A 17,111-nucleotide genomic window follows, 5' to 3' on the forward strand; every position below is an offset into this window, starting at 1 on the left:
ATTCTCCAAAATCCCATGAACCAAATTCATGTGATTATTGGCAGAATTCCAGAAAAGTACTCATACGAGATGCTTTAAGATCCAAAATTGGGGCTGATTGATTAAAAAACTAAATAATTGCCCAAGTACTCAATGGAAGATCAATTAAAAGTTGAACGTGTATGAGAAAACTTTACTCTAAATCATATTTGTTGTGGTTGGTGTTTTTTCTTTCGGGAATCTTTCAGATCAACGAAAGTTTCGCAGCACCGATCATCAAGGACGTATTTGTTTTTTCCGAATGTGAGAAGAAAGCAGAGATACGGGTCAGAAACGGAGTTGCTCCTTATACTTATGTTTGGAGTTTTGGAGGCGAGGTAATACAGACAGATGCTGGATTAAGCGAAAGTCAATTCAGTATCATAACCCAAGCACAAGCCGGAGATTATACACTTTTTGTAACTGACAATGCAGGAAACACCTATACTGAAGTCATCAACTTCAAAGGCAGCACGAATTTCATACTCAATATATTATATGCCGAGAATCAGGCTTGTCAGGGCGAAACTTTCGGTAGGGTTTACGGTACTATCCAAAATGGCATCCCTCCTTTTACCATCAATTTTTTTGATGAATCCAATACACTAGTCCGAACCAATGTCATCAGCGGAAGAAATTTGGATTTGAGCGGTGTTCCTGCGGGCAAATACCTTGTAGAGGTAATTGATGCGACCGGATGTAAGGAATTGACTGAAATTGAAATTGAAGAAGTTGAACCTCTCGTATTGACTCCTGGCGCGGGAGTTGGAACTTTTCCGGAGACCTGTATTGAAAATGGAGGAATCACATTTGATGCTTCAGGGTTTACCGGCACTGTTGAATTCAGAATCAGAAGGTCAGACGGCACCTACGTCACAGGCTGGCTTCCAGCTCCGGGAGGACAGGTCAGGTATGACCAATTAGCTGCAGGGGATTATGTTTTGGAGATCATTGACCAGTATAGGTTGGTGGATTGTCCTGATGAATTGGTATTCAATATTGGAAATGAGACGCTATTAGTGGCCATTCCTTCTGCCGAGGGGGTCACCTGTTTTGGGGATACAGACGGGACTATCAAAATAGACGTCAACCGCCTTTTCATGGGATTCGCATTTCCACCTGCAAATGTGGTTGTCGAAATAAGAAGACCCGATGGGACTGTCGCAGTTACCGGCCAAACCATTTCAATAGGCGCTACATCAGGAACAAGAACATTCACTGGATTTGGGCCAGGTGTCCATACGATCACGGTAAAGCACGGTGGAGTCAATTATCCGGAATGTACGCTTGATTATACTGTAAATGTACCAGCACCTCCAAGCGCTTTAACAGCTTCAGTGAGCACCAATACAGTGACTTGTTTTGGCCAAAACAATGGATCAGCCACAGTAAATAGATCTGGGGGATGGGGTGGCTATAAGTATTTATGGAGTACAGGTCAAACTACAAGAACCGTAAATAACCTTGCTCCCGGAAATTATACCGTAAGGGTTTCTGACAAAGAAGGATGTTTCGTTGACCTCAATGTAACCATCACCGGACCTCCAGCACCTATAACTGGTGAAATCGAGCTATTAAATGGATTAGCATGTGCCGGCTCAAATAATGGCTCAGCCCGGGTTTTCAATTTGGCGGGAGGCTGGGGAGGCTTCACTTACCTTTGGAGCAACGGCGAAACAACAGCAACCGCTTTTAATTTACCTGCCGGTACTAACACGGTAAGGGTTAGAGATTCCAAAGGATGTGAAGTAATATATAGTGTTGTAGTACCGGTTCCGGCAGCGCCTGTGGTTACCTATACACCTGTCAATCCAATATGTTTTGGAGGAAATGATGGAAGCATCCGGGTTCAAATTGCTGACAATGTAACTTCATTTACTGTTTCTGCAAACGGGGAAATCAAAAGCGGCAATGACGTCACTTTTAACAATTTGCCGGCAGGCCAATATGAAGTGGTGGTTTCCTACGGGGTGAATTGTAAGATTACAGAATTCGTGGATGTAGTAAATCCTCCAGGTATAAGCATCAACGAAAACAACCTGGTCATCAAAAATCTTCTTTGTACCGGAGATGGAAACGGGTCTATCACAGGTCTTTCGGCTAGTGGAGGAACAGGCGCATTGACTTATCAATGGCAAATTGCAATTTTGGGTACGTTTCAGGACATGCCTGGCCAGACATCTCTTGACTTGCTCAACCTGAATGGCGGTATCTATAAAATAATTATTACTGACCAAAACGGTTGTTCGGTTTCTAAAGAATATACTGTTATTGAACCGCTTCCACTTCAGGTAAGCCCTCCTGTGGTGGTGGATGTTGCGTGTTTCGGAGAAACTGACGGATCTGTTTCCTTCACGATTTCGGGAGGTACATCCCCTTATTCTTATTCACTTAACGGCGGTGCTTTTACCACTACTTCAATAGGCTCGGTAACTATCGGTGGCTTGGGAGCTTCAATCAATAATTTTGTGGAGATCAGAGACGCCAATGGCTGTGTGGTTCCAAACCTCAATTTTGATGTGACTTCACTTCCTGAAATCACTATCAGCAATGTGGTCATTTCCTCTGAAACCTGTTTTGGCCAAAACAATGCAGGAATTTCCATTGATATAGCGGGAGGTACCGGAAATCTTGGTGTAAACTGGTTTGAAGCAGGAAATTTTTCAACCATCATATCAACAGATCAAAATTTAACCAATGTTGCACCTGGTCAATACACCGTAAAAGTGTTTGATTTGGGCAATAATTCCTGCTTTGTACAGCAAACTTTCACCATCCCTCCTACTCCTGAATTGGTTCTTGCTTTGGATGGTGTATCCAACATTCTTTGCTTTGGAGAAAATACAGGTGGCGTCAATATCGTAGTCAGTGGTGGCACAGGAAGCTATACCTATGACTGGACAGGTCCTTCAGGTTTTACAGCAACTTCCCAAAATATCAATGCTATTGCGGCAGGCCTATATAATGTGACCGTAACGGATGCAAATGGCTGTTTCAAAGAATTGAAGGATATCTTGGTAAGTCAGCCACCGAGTGGCATTATTATTAACCTACTTAACGTGGTAGAGCCAAAATGCCACGATTCCACAGATGGAAGAATTGAAGTTCAAATAGGAGGAGGAAATCCTGTCTATACCATTAATTGGGAAAGAGAAGTCTCTCCGGGTTTATTCACCCCAATCTCAGGTACATCGCAAACATTGTCAAATATCGGCGAAGGCACCTATAAGGTAATCGTCACAGATGCCAACTCCTGTTCAAGAGAGCTTGTGGTGGATGTCAATGCCCCTGATCCCCTATTGGTTTCTTTGGTCAGCAAAGATGAAGTTTCCTGTTATGGAAGAAATGATGGTAGGATTTCTATCAATGTTACTGGGGGTACAGGCGTATATTTCTTTGCTTGGGACCATGGATTTATCAATCAAAACCCAAACAATCTACCTGCAGGCTTCTATTCGGTCACAGTTAGAGATGCTAATGGCTGTCAATTCAGATTGGAAAATATAGAAATCACCCAACCTGATCCATTGGAAATCAATCTAGTCAATATCAGTGCCCCTACTTGTGCCTATAACGATGCCTCAATTGAAGTCGACTTTGTTGGCTGGATTCCCGGGGTGAGTTACAGCAGGTGGATTGAATTAAATACCAATACACAAATAGCAGAAAATACTACAACTGTTTCCGGTTTGACTCCTGGATTCTATAGAGTAGAATATAGTCTTGGAGGAGCGTGTATGGTTTCCGAAACCTATAGTGTCACAGGTCCAAAAAACCCTTTGCAACTCTTTACCAATCCTCAGGATGCAAGTTGTCCGGGTGAATCCGGGATTTTGTTCCTGTCGGCATTTGGCGGTGTTCCTTCTTACACTTATTCGATTTTTTATAGTGGAGTTTGGCAGGTTATCACCAACGCAATTCTATCAGGATTACCAATCGGAACTTACGACGTCAAAGTCACTGATGCCGCAGGATGTGAGGATTTTTCAACCATTACCATTGATGAGCCAAACCCTCCGGTATTTGATGCAGAAGTGGAAAAAGATGTTACTTGCTATGGAGGAAGTGATGGGGTCATTAGGTTTGAGGTTTCCGGAAATACCACAGGCATCACAGTTCAGTGGTATAGAAGAACCCTAATCGGAGGTAAAATTCCGATAACCCAAGCAAGCTTAGGGTCTTTGATTGCAGGAACTTATTTTATGGAAATCACCTATGCAGGTGGTTGTATGATAGAATCTCCTGATTATATCATCGAACAACCTGATGAAATTCTGATTACAGAATCTTTTGTACAACCTATTTGCGAAGGGGAATTTGGGTCATTCAGCATCACCTTTACGGGAGGATCTCCGGGAAAAACCCTTACTGTTACATCCATCAATGGGTATACAAATACACTTAACAATGTGGATTCCGGCACATTCGATTTTGATGATTTACCTGCAGGTGATTATGTATGGACTATTGATGATACAGGTTGTCCTGATAACACAGGTACTTTCACCATCATCTCCCCTGTCAAACCTGATTTCAATTTCAATTTCCAGGATGTTTCCTGTTTTGGAATCAATGACGGAATCATTGAAATATTGAGTCCTGTCGTTCAAAGTGGAAGGTCATTTACTGTTTTCATCAATGGTGCTAGTCAGGGAGTTCAGACTTCATTCTTTGGACTTGCCACAGGAAATTATCAGATCAAAATAGTAGATAACCTTGGCTGTGAGTCTGATCCTCAACTGGTGGTAATCAGCCAACCGGACAGGCCTTTGGAAATATTCAATTTGAATAAAACAGATGCCAATTGCTTTGGATCAAATACAGGCGGAATAGATTTTGAAATCACAGGTGGAAGACCATTGTACCGGGCAACGCTGACCCCTGTTTCTGGTCCTGTCCAAACCCTTAACAACCTAACCGAAAACACAGTTTATTCTTTCTCAGGACTTGCTGCAGGCGACTATACTCTTGAGGTTTTCGACAATAACAACATTTGTCAGACTAGTAGCCTTTTCACTATAACTGAGCCGGGAACATTCAGCGTCAGCTCAGATGAAGGAACCATTCTGTGTCTAGGGGGTACGACTTTCATTGAATTGACTCCAGTTGGAGGTACAGGACCTTATACATACGCATGGGAAAAATTCAATATTGGTACCAGCACATGGGAAACGCTACCTGAAACCACAAATAGACTTAGCAATGTAGATGCCGGTCAATATAGATATTCTGTTCAAGAATCTAATGGCTGCACAGTGGTCACAGATACAGTTATCATACCTGACGGAAGCGCAGTTGCCTTGACATATGTTGCAGCTGACATCCAATGTTACGGAGAATCGGCTTTGGTCACACTCCAAGCCACATCCGGTGCTTCTACCAATTTCACCTACTTTGTAAATGGCAGCCAAATATTTGGAAATACTTTCCAAGCCAAAGCAGGCAACTACCTAGTCTATGCTGTGGACAATGTAAAAGGTTGTATTTCTCCGGATGTAAATATCACCATGGCCCAGCCTGCAGCTCCTCTAAGTATTTTGGATTATACATCCACCAACTTGAGTTGCTTCGAATCCGGGGACGGAAGTATTTCTCTTTCTTTGACCGGAGGCACGGCTCCTTATACCATTACATTCCAAGGAGCAAACTATTTGGCAAATGAAAACCAAGTGGTGGTTTTCAATAACCTAGATGCTTTGGTGGCTTACACATTTGCTGCAGTAGACGCAAATGGCTGTTCAGTCGCAATTCCACCAAAAACTCTTAGCCAGCCTTTTGCTTTACAGGCAGCCGCCACCTATTCTGATATTCTATGCTTTGGCGGGACATCTGAAATCAATTTACAAATTACGGGAGGTACCAAGCCATATGCCATTTCATGGACCTATTCCATTGACAATACGACTTTCGCACCAATTCCCGGTTCCAATAACCAAACCACTATAACTGGATTGACAGCAGGTTACTACACTTATACTGTTTCTGATGGGGGTTGTACAGATGTGGTAGAGACAGTTCAGATCCGTGAACCTTCAAAAGTTGTGCTTGATGCAGTCACTACAGAGGTCTCCTGTTTTGGAGGAAGTGATGGGACAGTTGTCTTTACCCCATCAGGCGGCGCATTCTCAACATACAGGATCTTCTTTAATGGTGTAGAAATTTCAGGAAATACTGTAACCGGCTTGACAGCCGGAACATACAATGCCTTTACATTGAATGGCACCTGTAAATCAGATGTCATCCAAGTTGTAATCGACCAACCGGCACAGCCACTTTCAGTCACTGTGGATTATCTGGATGAAGTGCTTTGCTTTGGTGATTTATCAGACATCAACCTGAGCATTTCCGGAGGAAATGGTTCCTATTTGGCCTACTTGGATGGGGTTGAATATACCGTTGATCCAAGTGGCGACATCAGTTTCACGGATTTGTCACCGGGAACGTATAACCTCAGGGTAATCGATGCAAAAGGTTGTGAATGGATAAATACCGTCACTATCATCGATACTACCCCAATTGAGATTATCCAAGATGAAATCATTGATGTAACCTGTTATGGTTCCTCGGATGGGGAAGTAAAAGTTACCATTACCGGTGGAACAGGAAGCTATACCTACCGCTGGTTGGATTCTTCTAATGCAGTTGTTGGAACCAGTCAGGATTTGTCAGGTGTACCTGCAGGAGTTTACACATTGGTAGTGGTGGATGAAAACAATTGCGAAGTCTCCAGGGATTTTGTAATTGCGGACACCACGCCGGTTGATTTCACTTCCACATTCACTGATATCACTTGCTTTGGTTCACAAAATGGCTCCATTACTGTCGTAGGTTCAGGCGGGAAACCAGGTTACACTTTAGTCATAGACGGAATCCAATTTCCGGCACTCACCGCAAATGGCCTTAGACCAAATACATACAATGTATATGTACTTGATGCCAATGGATGTGCTTCCCCTGTAAAGCAGATCACCATTTCTGAACCGACTCCACTCACCCTTGTAGTCAACAAAGCAAATGTCAGCTGTTTCAATCAAAACAACGGAACTGCAGAAGTACTGTATTCTGGAGGCACTGCCCCATATACTATCCGATGGTCGGATGGAAATACTACAGCAAACAGGACTGGTTTGGCTCCCGGCAACTATGAGGTTGTGATCACAGACGCCAATGGATGTATTGCGAGAAGCAATGTAATCATCATCCAACCTGCCCCAATTTTGGTGGTAGAAACAGTCAATCCTGTAAGCTGTTTTGGCGGAAGTGACGGCAGCGTTTCTTTGGCTATCAGTGGAGGAAACGGAAGCTTTACGGTCAATTGGGTAGAAAAAACCACAGGGACATCTGTTGGAACAGGAAATATTGTCAATAATCTACCAGCCGGCATTTATGTAGCGACTATCATAGATCCTTTAGGATGCGCCTCTATAAGAGAATATGCAGTCACACAACCTGCTGAACCTTTGGCTGTCCAGCCTCTCATATCCAATGTACGCTGTGCAGGTGATAACAATGGAAGTATTGATCTGATTGTATCAGGCGGCACCGCTCCATACACTTATCAATGGTCATCAGGTGAAACAACCCGTGCTATCAACGGAAAATCAGGTGGATCCTACACTGTAAATGTTCGAGACAGTAACGGTTGTATTGTAAGCCAAACATTCGAAATACTAGAACCGCTTCCTATAGCAGTTACTTTGGAATCAAGTCAGAACGTCTCTTGTAAATTCGGAAATGATGGAAGCATCAAGGTCAATATTACCGGAGGAACCGGAGTATACAACATACAGTGGAGCAATGGGATGACCGGAACGGAACTTACTGGTCTTCGGGCCGGAATTTATACCGTGTTTATCATCGATGAAAGTTCCTGCCTAGTCAGTGAAACTTATACCATCACCGAACCAGCAAATGAATTGGCCATTTCAGCTTCAAGTTCTACTGAGCTTTGTGAATTTGATCAATTGATCGAATTGAACCTTACGGTGACAGGTGGTACAGCTCCATATACTTTTGCATGGTCAAATGGTGCTACAAGTCAAAATCTGATTGGAATTGCACCGGGAAATTACGCTGTCATTGTTACAGACGCCAATGGCTGTACTGTGGCAGGAGATTATACTGTCCCACCTCCATCTTTGCCGATGGACCTGCAGTTGGCTGGTAAGTTTGCCGTCTGTACCAATGGTGAGAGAGGCGAAATTGTAGCGACGGTTTCAGGCGGACTTGCTCCTTATTCTTATTCATGGTCAAATGGAGCTACTTCTTCCACTATAACTGATTTGCTTCCCGGCTCATATACCTTGATCGTGACCGATGCCAAAGGATGTTCTGTTTCCCAAACTACTGAAATTGAAAGGCCTTTAAACCTGAGGATAAGCCTTCAGAATATTAAAGCGGTCTCTTGTTTCAACGGTATGGATGGATTGATAGAAATCGGAATTACCGGTGGAAAAGCACCATATAAAATCAATTGGAGCAATGGCCTCGAAGGGCAGTTGGCAGCCACCAACCTTGCAGCGGGAACATATAATGTAACCGTAGAAGATTCTCTGGGATGTATTGTGACTGGAACCTATAATATCCGTGAACCAGAGTTGCTTTATTTCAGGGAAACTGTTGAAGACAGTAAATGTGCAGGAAGCAACAATGGCTCCATTACACTCAACGTCTTCGGAGGTGCCGCACCATATACCTACAAATGGTCACATGGGCCTAACAGCAGGATAGTTCGAAACCTTGCCCCTGACACCTACAATGTATTGATTACAGATAGAAACGGCTGTGTAACAGGTGGGACTTTTGTGGTATCAGAACCGGATCCAATTGTAATCGAAAGTACCCATTCTGAAATGTTGGATTGCTTCGGTGATGAAAATGGATTTATCGATCTGGATGTTCAGGGAGGAATTCAGCCATACAAAATTACCTGGGCAGATACTCCTATCGAATCACTTAGCAGATCCAACCTTGGTGCGGGTACCTATACAGTAAGCATCACAGATGACAATGGATGTATTGCTACCAAATCATTTGAAATCAAACAGCCTGAACTATTGGAGGTAAGGTTATTCACAAGGTTTGATGTCAATTGCGAAACAAGGGAATTGACAGGAGTAGCTTGGCTGGTTATCAAGGGAGGAACACCTGATTACCGCATCGAATGGAATACTGGTTCATCCAATGTGGAAGAGACCAATTTCTATGAAGATGGAGAAATCACAGCCATCGTCACTGACAGGAATGGTTGTTTGGTTGAAGTTTCCAAAGAAGTGACCATGCCTATTGCATTTACTGATGCCTCCTTTACCTATACCGTCATTTCCATCGACATGCAGGGCGAGATTTTGGTCAACGAACCTGTACAATTCAATGATGCCACGCTTGGTCAGGTGATTGCTTGGGAATGGGATTTTGGAGACGGTACCAAGAGCAATGAGCAGAATCCTATCCATTCCTATTCAAAGACAGGAAAATATACCATTTCCCTCAAGACCTTCGACGAATTGGGTTGCGTATCTGACACCAAAATGGAAATAGAGGTATTTGGTTCTTACAGGATATTGGTTCCAAATGCATTCACTCCAAACGGCGATGGTCTGAACGATACCTTTATCCCCAAGATGCGGGGTATCGATGACTTTGAACTGCACATTTTCAATAAGTGGGGAGAATTGGTCTACTCAGCCTTCAGCAAGGAAGATGCAGGCTGGGACGGCAGGCTCAATGGTACTATGAGTCCAAACGGAAACTACGTATACAAAATAATTTTCAAAGCCGTCGACGGAGAAAAAGGCAGTCAAACTGGAGTCTTTACCCTAGTCCTTTAAAACAGATAAAACCCAAATGAATCAAAAAGTCATATTTAAAATGAGGTCCTGAAATATATGAAAAAGATACTATACCTTTTTGTGATACTCTTCCTGACCCATGAGGTCAGCGGTCAGGATGTGCAGTTTTCGCAGTTTTATGCAGCACCACTGTTTCTGAATCCTGCTTTTACCGGAGCATCTGAACTTACCCGAGTGGGTGCCAATTACCGAAACCAATGGCCGGGACTTGACCATTCATTCAACTCCTATTCTGCTTATATCGACCACTATATGTTTGATATCAATAGCGGAATAGGGTTGATTTTCAATGGTAACAGAGAAAGTATGGCAAAACTAAGTACGAATGAAATAGGATTGACATACTCATATAGGTTACAACTTGGCTATGAATCTTTCCTTAGGTTTGGTGGTCAGGCGAGTTATATTTCACGTGATGCTTATTTTGGTGACTTGGTATTTGGATCACAATTGGATATCGGCAGAGGTATTGTGGATGATTTCAGCGGGGAATTATTCTCTGACGATTATAGACATCAGTTTATGGATTTCAATTTTGGGATGCTTTTCCATACCGAAACAGTTTGGGTAGGTGTGTCAGGACACCATCTGACGCAGCCAAACACTTCCTTCCTTGATGGCAACATCAGCAAACTTCCCATGAAATTGTCCGCACATGGGGGACTGAAAATCGACTTAGGTGAGGGATTGATCAACAATTATTTCAACAATTCCCGACAGGAAAGATCTGCTTTTCTTGCTTTCAACTACAAGCATCAGGATCCTTTTAACCAATTGGATGTAGGTGCCCAATTTTTCATCCAACCATTGGTGCTAGGTGTTTGGTACAGGGGATTTCCGGTCAAATATTCTTTGCCAAACAATGAAGCATTTATCGCATTGATTGGAATGACTTTGGAAAGTGGACTTGATATTGGATATAGCTTTGACTTTACCACTTCCAAACTTGCCCTTAGCAGTTCAGGAGGTGCGCACGAAATTTCAATCAGATACTCATTCCTCTACGGTGATCCCAATCAGCGAAACAGAAGAAGTACCATCATTCCATGCTTTAGATTCTAATGATCAAAAGTTGAAATATGAATTTATGATAAGCCCTTTATTATTTTGAAAGTAATTTTTCCCATTGACAAGCCTACCGAATTGAACAATTTGATTGAAGTAACCACCTTCAATTCTAAAATTTCCTGAAAACCTATATCCCGCAAGGATTCCCAAGCGATTTTGGTCAAAAACATTTTGATTGACATTTTTACCAAAACCAATCATGATCTCATCATATACGGCCAAGTAGGGCTCTTTATCTTCCAAAGAAGGTCCGACCAAAGGAATGTCAGCTCTAAACATGTATCTGATCCTGTTTAGGTGCACATATTCATCGGCCTTGGTGGCATTAGGGTCAAGGCTTCTTCCCACCCATCTCTGTTCAAGCATAAACCTGTGGGTAAGATTTACTTTCCCAATTGGATTATTGATAATAGCCATTTGGTATGCCCGGTGTTCAGGAAATCTGATTCCATTTCCGGCAAGAGGCTGATCTCCATAATTAAAAGTGTCGATAAATGCGTATCCCACTCGGAAAGTTACTTGGGGATGGATTTTATAATTTATACCCATGCGGTATAAATTCTGCTGCGGATTGGTAATCCAATCCGTCCGCCGCCATTGGAATTCACCATGGATGCTCCATTTGTCATCCAATTTATAATTTGCAAAAAAGGCATACCATCCGATAGTATTATTTTCTGTTTGCCGGTTGTTTTGACCAAAGACTGAAACTGTAAAAAATAAAAAAATCAAACCTGTCAATGCGAAGGAATTCAAGGAATGTTTCATAGAGGATAATTATCTTTATTGGAAAACAAAATTATAACAGGTCATCAATTCCGATTGTACCTTTAGTCACGAGAAATATAGAATCTCCTCCGTCAAAACAACTTTTGCGCCGGCTTCCGACATTTCTTTTACGGCATTCAAACCATCATTATCCTGGATATTAACCGCCCGAGTGGCATCAGCAATCAGTGTGGTTTTAAACCCTTCGGAAATTGCATCCAATACTGTAAACTTGACACAATAGTCTGTTGCCAGTCCGCAGACATAAACTTCCCTTACCCCATTTTCTTTGAGGTAAGTACTCAGCCCTGTATCCCCCATCCTATTGTTGTCAAAAAATCCACTGTAAGAATCAACCATTGGGTTAGTCCCTTTTTGGAAGACAGCTTTCCATTTATCAGTCTTTAAATCAGGGTGAAATTCTGCTCCTTTGGTACCTTGAACACAATGGACCGGCCACAATATCTGTTGGACACCATTCAGGTCGATAAACTCCCCTACTTTTTTTTTAGGATGGTTGGCTGCAAAACTGCCATGATTTAAAGGATGCCAATCTTGTGTACCTACTATAAAATCAAACTTTTGCTGAAGTTCGTTGATAATAGGTACGACCTGATCACCTTCTTTTACTGCCAAGGTTCCTCCCGGAATAAAATCATTTTGAACATCTATTATGAGTAATGCTTTCATTTATGGTTTGGTAAATGATCATGTGATTATAGGTTTTTAAATCAATTGTTCTAGGATCAAAGGAGCCACAGACTCAATCTGAAGGAAATCAGATTGGGAAGCGAAGCTGTTTGGATGGCTGTTGGTAGAAACGACTTTTTCGATCACCCCGGATTCTCTGATTTTTTGCAAGGCATCATTGGTAAACAAGCCATGTGTTGTAATGGTAAATATTTTTTTTGCACCGGCGGATTTATAGGCCTTGGCGGCATTGATGAGCGAGCCACCTGTTCTGATCATGTCATCATAAATAACCACATCCCTTCCTTCCACATCAGCAGATATACTCGTGACCTCTGTTTTCTCTCCGGAAATCCTCCTTTTGAACACAAAAGCGGCATTTACTCCCATTTCATTGGCCAAAGATTCTACCCACTTTGCCCTACCTGCGTCAGTACAGGCCATGACAAATCCATCCTCTGCAAGCTCCATGGCTGCTTTGGTGATAATTTGTTTGCAATAAATATGATTAATCAAGGCCTGTCCTTCAAAATAATGAGGGATACCTTCAGAATGCAGGTCAAAGAAAATGAAATGGTTTCCCAAACTTGTTCTTGGTAAGGAGGAAAACATCACCGCACGGGATTTGGCTGTCACCACCTCTCCTATTTTCACAGCCCTTTCCATGGTGCTATATCCAAAATATGGGAAAAACAATTGGATGGACCTTGCACCATATTTGATCAGAGCATAGGCCAAATCATAAATTTCAAGTGTATCCGAATCTGAAATCGTCCCTCCGATAAGGACTACATCCTTGCCATTCACAGGAGTCACAATGCGCTGATAACGCTCTCCATCGGGAAATAACTTGACCTCGATGATGCCTCTTTCGAAGTCACCAAGCTGCAACACTTCTTCTTGGAGGTATTTGTAATCCGGAATGCTAAATATTATTTTCTTCTCCATCGTAATTTTTCATTTTGAAAACCAGTTCATTTCTAAGCTGGTAAAGGTTCTCTTCCAACCCAACGGGGTAAATGTGGGGGTTGACAAGACGCTTCAAAGCCTTGTCAAACTGGGCAAGGTTACGCACTGCGTTGGCTTTTATCTCTTGGATGTTAGGCATGGCATATATTTTTTTACCCTTTTCAAAAATAGGTTTGAGAAGAACTTCCTGGTCAAGGCCTTTTGATTTGATCTTCTTCCTTTTGGTGGGGTCAATGGGATCGATGATGACAAATTCTCCTTCAGTCAAATCTTTGGATTCCAAAAAAATCATATCAGAAACTGCTTTTCCATTTTTGCTGAATCGGACGACATTATGGTCTCCGGGAATATTGATCTTAATGGATTGCTGGGAGACTTTCACTTTGGGCTCCCAAGTTCCATCTTGGGTCCTGATAGCAGATAATTTATATACTGCACCGAGAGCAGGTTGGTCAAAGGCTGTCACCAATTTAGTTCCTACTCCCCAGATATCAATGGAAGCTTCCTGAATTTTCAAAGAGGTTATGATATGCTCATCCAGGTCATTTGATGCCACTACTTTCGCATCAGGAAAGCCTGCTTCATCCATCATCTCCCGGGCAATATTGCTGTAATATGCCAAATCCCCTGAGTCTATTCGAACTCCAAGCCATTCTTTTCCATTTTCCTTCAGCAATTTCCCAACCTCAATAGCATTGCGGATTCCGCTGATGGTATCATAAGTATCGACCAAAAATACGCACTTATCGGGAAAGGCATCCGCATAGGCTTTGAAGGCCTCCAGTTCGGTATCAAATGACATGATCCAACTGTGGGCATGTGTACCTGAAACGGGTATGCCAAATAACTTTGCTGCCAAGACATTACTTGTCGAGGCACAACCACCTATATAGGATGCCCTACTTGCCGCCAAAGCACCATCTATCCCCTGTGCCCTTCTCAAACCAAATTCCATCACCGGATCACCTTGTGCAGCAAATGAAATCCTCGCTGCTTTGGTAGCTATCAAGGTCTGAAAATTGACAATATTCAATAAAGGTGTTTCCAATAATTGACATTGAATCAAAGGTCCGGTCACCTTGATCATTGGAATATGGGGAAATACAACGGTTCCCTCCTCGACAGCTTCAATGCTGCATTTAAATTCCATTTTCCGCAGGTAGGAAATAAATTCGGATTCAAAAGTGGTAGATCCGTCAGCATTTTTCATCTGCAAGAGAAAAGTCAGGTCATCCTCATCAAAATGGAAGTTTCGGCAAAAGTCAATGACATATTCCAATCCGGCCGCAAGCGTAAATCCGCTTTGAAAAGGATGTTTGCGGAAGAAAAGATTAAATACAGCTTCCTGTTCTGCTTTTCCGGATTTCCAATACCCATAAGCCATTGTCAATTGATAAAAATCGGTCAATAAGGCCAATGATCCCTGGTATAAATCCTTTGTGATTTTCATGAGAAAAACTTCTTAAATATTAACCTGCTTCTTTTTATTCAATTTGCAATATACTGACTTGGCAAAACAGAAATACAAATTATGGTTTCTATTCGTAATTCTTTTGAAATTGTGTAAGAGTAAAGGTTACAAATCATTAAACTGCTACGACAAAGAGTTATAAGGGAATGAAAGAAAATCAAAAATATTCAGACCAAGAATTAATACAGGCCATTAAAGACAGGAAAAATATAAACCAAGCCATCAGGTTTATGTATGAAAGTCATTATAGGTACCTCGAAAGTTATGTTCTTCAGAACAGCGGAAACGCTGACGATGCAGCAGACATTATACAGGAAACATTCTTGGTCTTTATCAAAGTCTTGGAAGAAGATAAATTCAGACAAGAATCCGGTGTGAAGTCCTTCCTTTATTCAATTGTAAGAAACTTATGGATCAGTGAATTAAGAAAAAGGAAAGGTATGGAAATCAGAAATGAAATATTTGAAGAGTCCAAGGATATGATCACAGCGGATATCAGCCAAAGTTTAGAAAGGCATGAAAGCCATAAATTGATCATGGAACTTTTTCAGTCCCTTGGCGACAAATGCAGGAATATCCTCCTTCTTTTCTACTACGAAAACCTGCCAATGAAAGAAATCATGGAGAAAGAAGCATTTTCCAACGAACAGGTTTTAAGGAACAAAAAACACAAATGCCTAAAAAGTCTAATTGAAAAAGTCCAATCTGACGAAAAAACATACTCAACCATAAAAAACGCGCTTCAATATGCAGGATGATACACATATAGCCCTTTTGGATGATCACCTTGATGGTAATCTAAACAAGGAAGAAACGGATAAACTCATATCAGAACTTGAGGAAAATAATAATTTAAAAGAACTGCTAGGTATTCTTGCAATCACCAGAGAAAGTATCCGCTCGTCGGGTTATAGGCAAACTATCCAAGACATTCACCAGGATTTTACAAATAATCGTTCTGAGGCGAAAATTGTAAAATTTAGTCCCCTTAAATGGTGGATTGGAATTGCTGCCTCTTTGACCCTTATTTTGATCGCAGGTAAATATTGGGTTCAAAACCTGCCGGAAAACCTCTACGAAGAGAAATATATAGCTTATCAAATCCCAACGATGAGATCTAACGGAGAGGAAGGAGAAAGGCTAGAAAATGATTTTATAAATAAAAATTGGGATTCAGTAATCAGATCAGTTAGCCTAAAGGATAATAACAGAAAAAATCTATTCCTTGCCGGAGTCTCGTATTTTGAATTGGGAGATTTTACAAATAGCCTGATGTATCTAAATAAATTGGAGGAAATCAATTCGTCTAGCACAGATAGACTTTTTGAGGATGAAACAGACTATTACCTCTTTTTAAGTCATTTGAAATCTAAAAATTATAATAAGGCACTATTCTTCATGCAAAAAATAACCTCTGACCCTACTCATTCCTATCACAAATCATTTGGTCAAAAGGATTGGGTCAAGTTGAAAGTCATAGAGGTTTTCAAACCCTGATTTAAATCAGAAAAAAAATTGAAATAAACTGGATTCGGTGGTTACATTTTAAAAAACAGCTTCGACCAACAAACGAAACTAAAAACATTCAACTATGAAAACATTAAAAAATTATTTAGCACCTATGTTATTGGCTATCATCCTTATTTTTTCCTCCTGCAACCCTGAAGATGAAATCCCGGGTATTGGAGAAGGTAAAATGGGAATTGCTTTTGTCTTGAAAAACAATCGCCTCAATGCCGAAAATGCAAGAACCATGAACAGTAGAGTCAGTATCGAAAGTGGTTTTATACAGATCAAAGAATTGGAACTGGAACTCGAAGGGAGAGGAAATGGTATGGATGATGACGACAGTGACAATGATGATAGCGATGATGACAGTGACGATGACGGCAGTGAAATAGAAATAAAATTCAAAGACATCCAAAAAATCACTTTTGATGATTTGGACAAGTCAACAGATTTTTTCATCAACATTCCTGAAGGCGAGTACAAAGAAATCGAATTGGAAATAGACTTGATTGATTACAAAAATGAACCAAGTATCTATTTCGAAGGAAAAATAAATGCTGCCGACGGAACTTCCAGGCCATTCAAATTCGAGTTTTTTGGAGATGAGATTGATTTCGAAGTGGAAATTGAAAAAAGGGACGACAGTTACTTCACCATCGATAGAATCAATAATCCACTTGCACTATTTGAAATAAATGCCATAAACTGGTTCAAGAATGTATCTGATTCTGAATTGGATGAGGCTGAATTGACTGATGGGGTGGTAA

The 17,111-nt window shown here is 41.4% G+C and carries 9 protein-coding genes; 5 read left to right on the top strand and 4 right to left on the bottom strand.

The window, feature by feature from the left end; genetic code table 11:
* Nucleotides 1–161 precede the first annotated feature (161 nt).
* Nucleotides 162–9,848, top strand: coding sequence for a T9SS type B sorting domain-containing protein (locus ACZFYI_RS04860; RefSeq protein ID WP_462522992.1), 9,687 nt, complete (start codon nucleotides 162–164; stop codon nucleotides 9,846–9,848).
* Between the two features lie 57 nt (nucleotides 9,849–9,905).
* A complete protein-coding gene (locus ACZFYI_RS04865; RefSeq protein WP_462522993.1) occupies nucleotides 9,906–10,931 on the top strand; it encodes a PorP/SprF family type IX secretion system membrane protein in 1,026 nt (341 codons plus the stop codon).
* Between the two features lie 3 nt (nucleotides 10,932–10,934).
* On the opposite strand, the gene ACZFYI_RS04870 is transcribed toward ACZFYI_RS04865, so the two are convergent.
* The 4 genes from ACZFYI_RS04870 to ACZFYI_RS04885 form a co-directional block, all read right to left on the bottom strand.
* Nucleotides 10,935–11,705: a DUF2490 domain-containing protein gene (locus tag ACZFYI_RS04870; protein WP_462522994.1), complete on the bottom strand. Its 771-nt coding sequence runs from the start codon at nucleotides 11,703–11,705 to the stop codon at nucleotides 10,935–10,937.
* A 66-nt stretch (nucleotides 11,706–11,771) separates the two neighbouring features.
* On the bottom strand, nucleotides 11,772–12,395 hold the full coding sequence (gene pncA / locus ACZFYI_RS04875) for a bifunctional nicotinamidase/pyrazinamidase (RefSeq protein ID WP_462522995.1): 624 nt from the start codon (nucleotides 12,393–12,395) through the stop codon (nucleotides 11,772–11,774).
* Between the two features lie 36 nt (nucleotides 12,396–12,431).
* Nucleotides 12,432–13,343 (bottom strand): ribose-phosphate diphosphokinase, encoded by a 912-nt coding sequence (gene prs / locus ACZFYI_RS04880; protein ID WP_462522996.1) that lies wholly within the window; start codon nucleotides 13,341–13,343, stop codon nucleotides 12,432–12,434.
* Nucleotides 13,321–14,814 carry a nicotinate phosphoribosyltransferase gene (locus tag ACZFYI_RS04885; protein WP_462522997.1) on the bottom strand — a complete coding sequence of 498 codons (1,494 nt, stop codon included), beginning with the start codon at nucleotides 14,812–14,814 and terminating at the stop codon, nucleotides 13,321–13,323. The genes prs and ACZFYI_RS04885 overlap by 23 nt, the downstream gene beginning before the upstream one ends.
* 167 nt (nucleotides 14,815–14,981) lie before the next feature.
* Between ACZFYI_RS04885 and ACZFYI_RS04890 the strand changes: the two genes are divergently transcribed.
* The 3 genes from ACZFYI_RS04890 to ACZFYI_RS04900 all read left to right on the top strand — a co-directional run.
* Nucleotides 14,982–15,593 carry an RNA polymerase sigma factor gene (locus ACZFYI_RS04890; protein WP_462522998.1) on the top strand — a complete coding sequence of 204 codons (612 nt, stop codon included), beginning with the start codon at nucleotides 14,982–14,984 and terminating at the stop codon, nucleotides 15,591–15,593.
* Entirely contained in the window at nucleotides 15,583–16,332 is a 750-nt protein-coding gene (locus ACZFYI_RS04895) for a hypothetical protein (RefSeq protein WP_462522999.1), read from the top strand. Before ACZFYI_RS04890 ends, ACZFYI_RS04895 begins: the two co-directional genes overlap by 11 nt.
* A 94-nt stretch (nucleotides 16,333–16,426) precedes the next feature.
* Nucleotides 16,427–17,111 (top strand): hypothetical protein (locus ACZFYI_RS04900; RefSeq protein WP_462523000.1); only part of this gene is annotated, 685 nt, incomplete at its 3' end.

The organism is Aquiflexum sp., assembly GCF_977115555.1.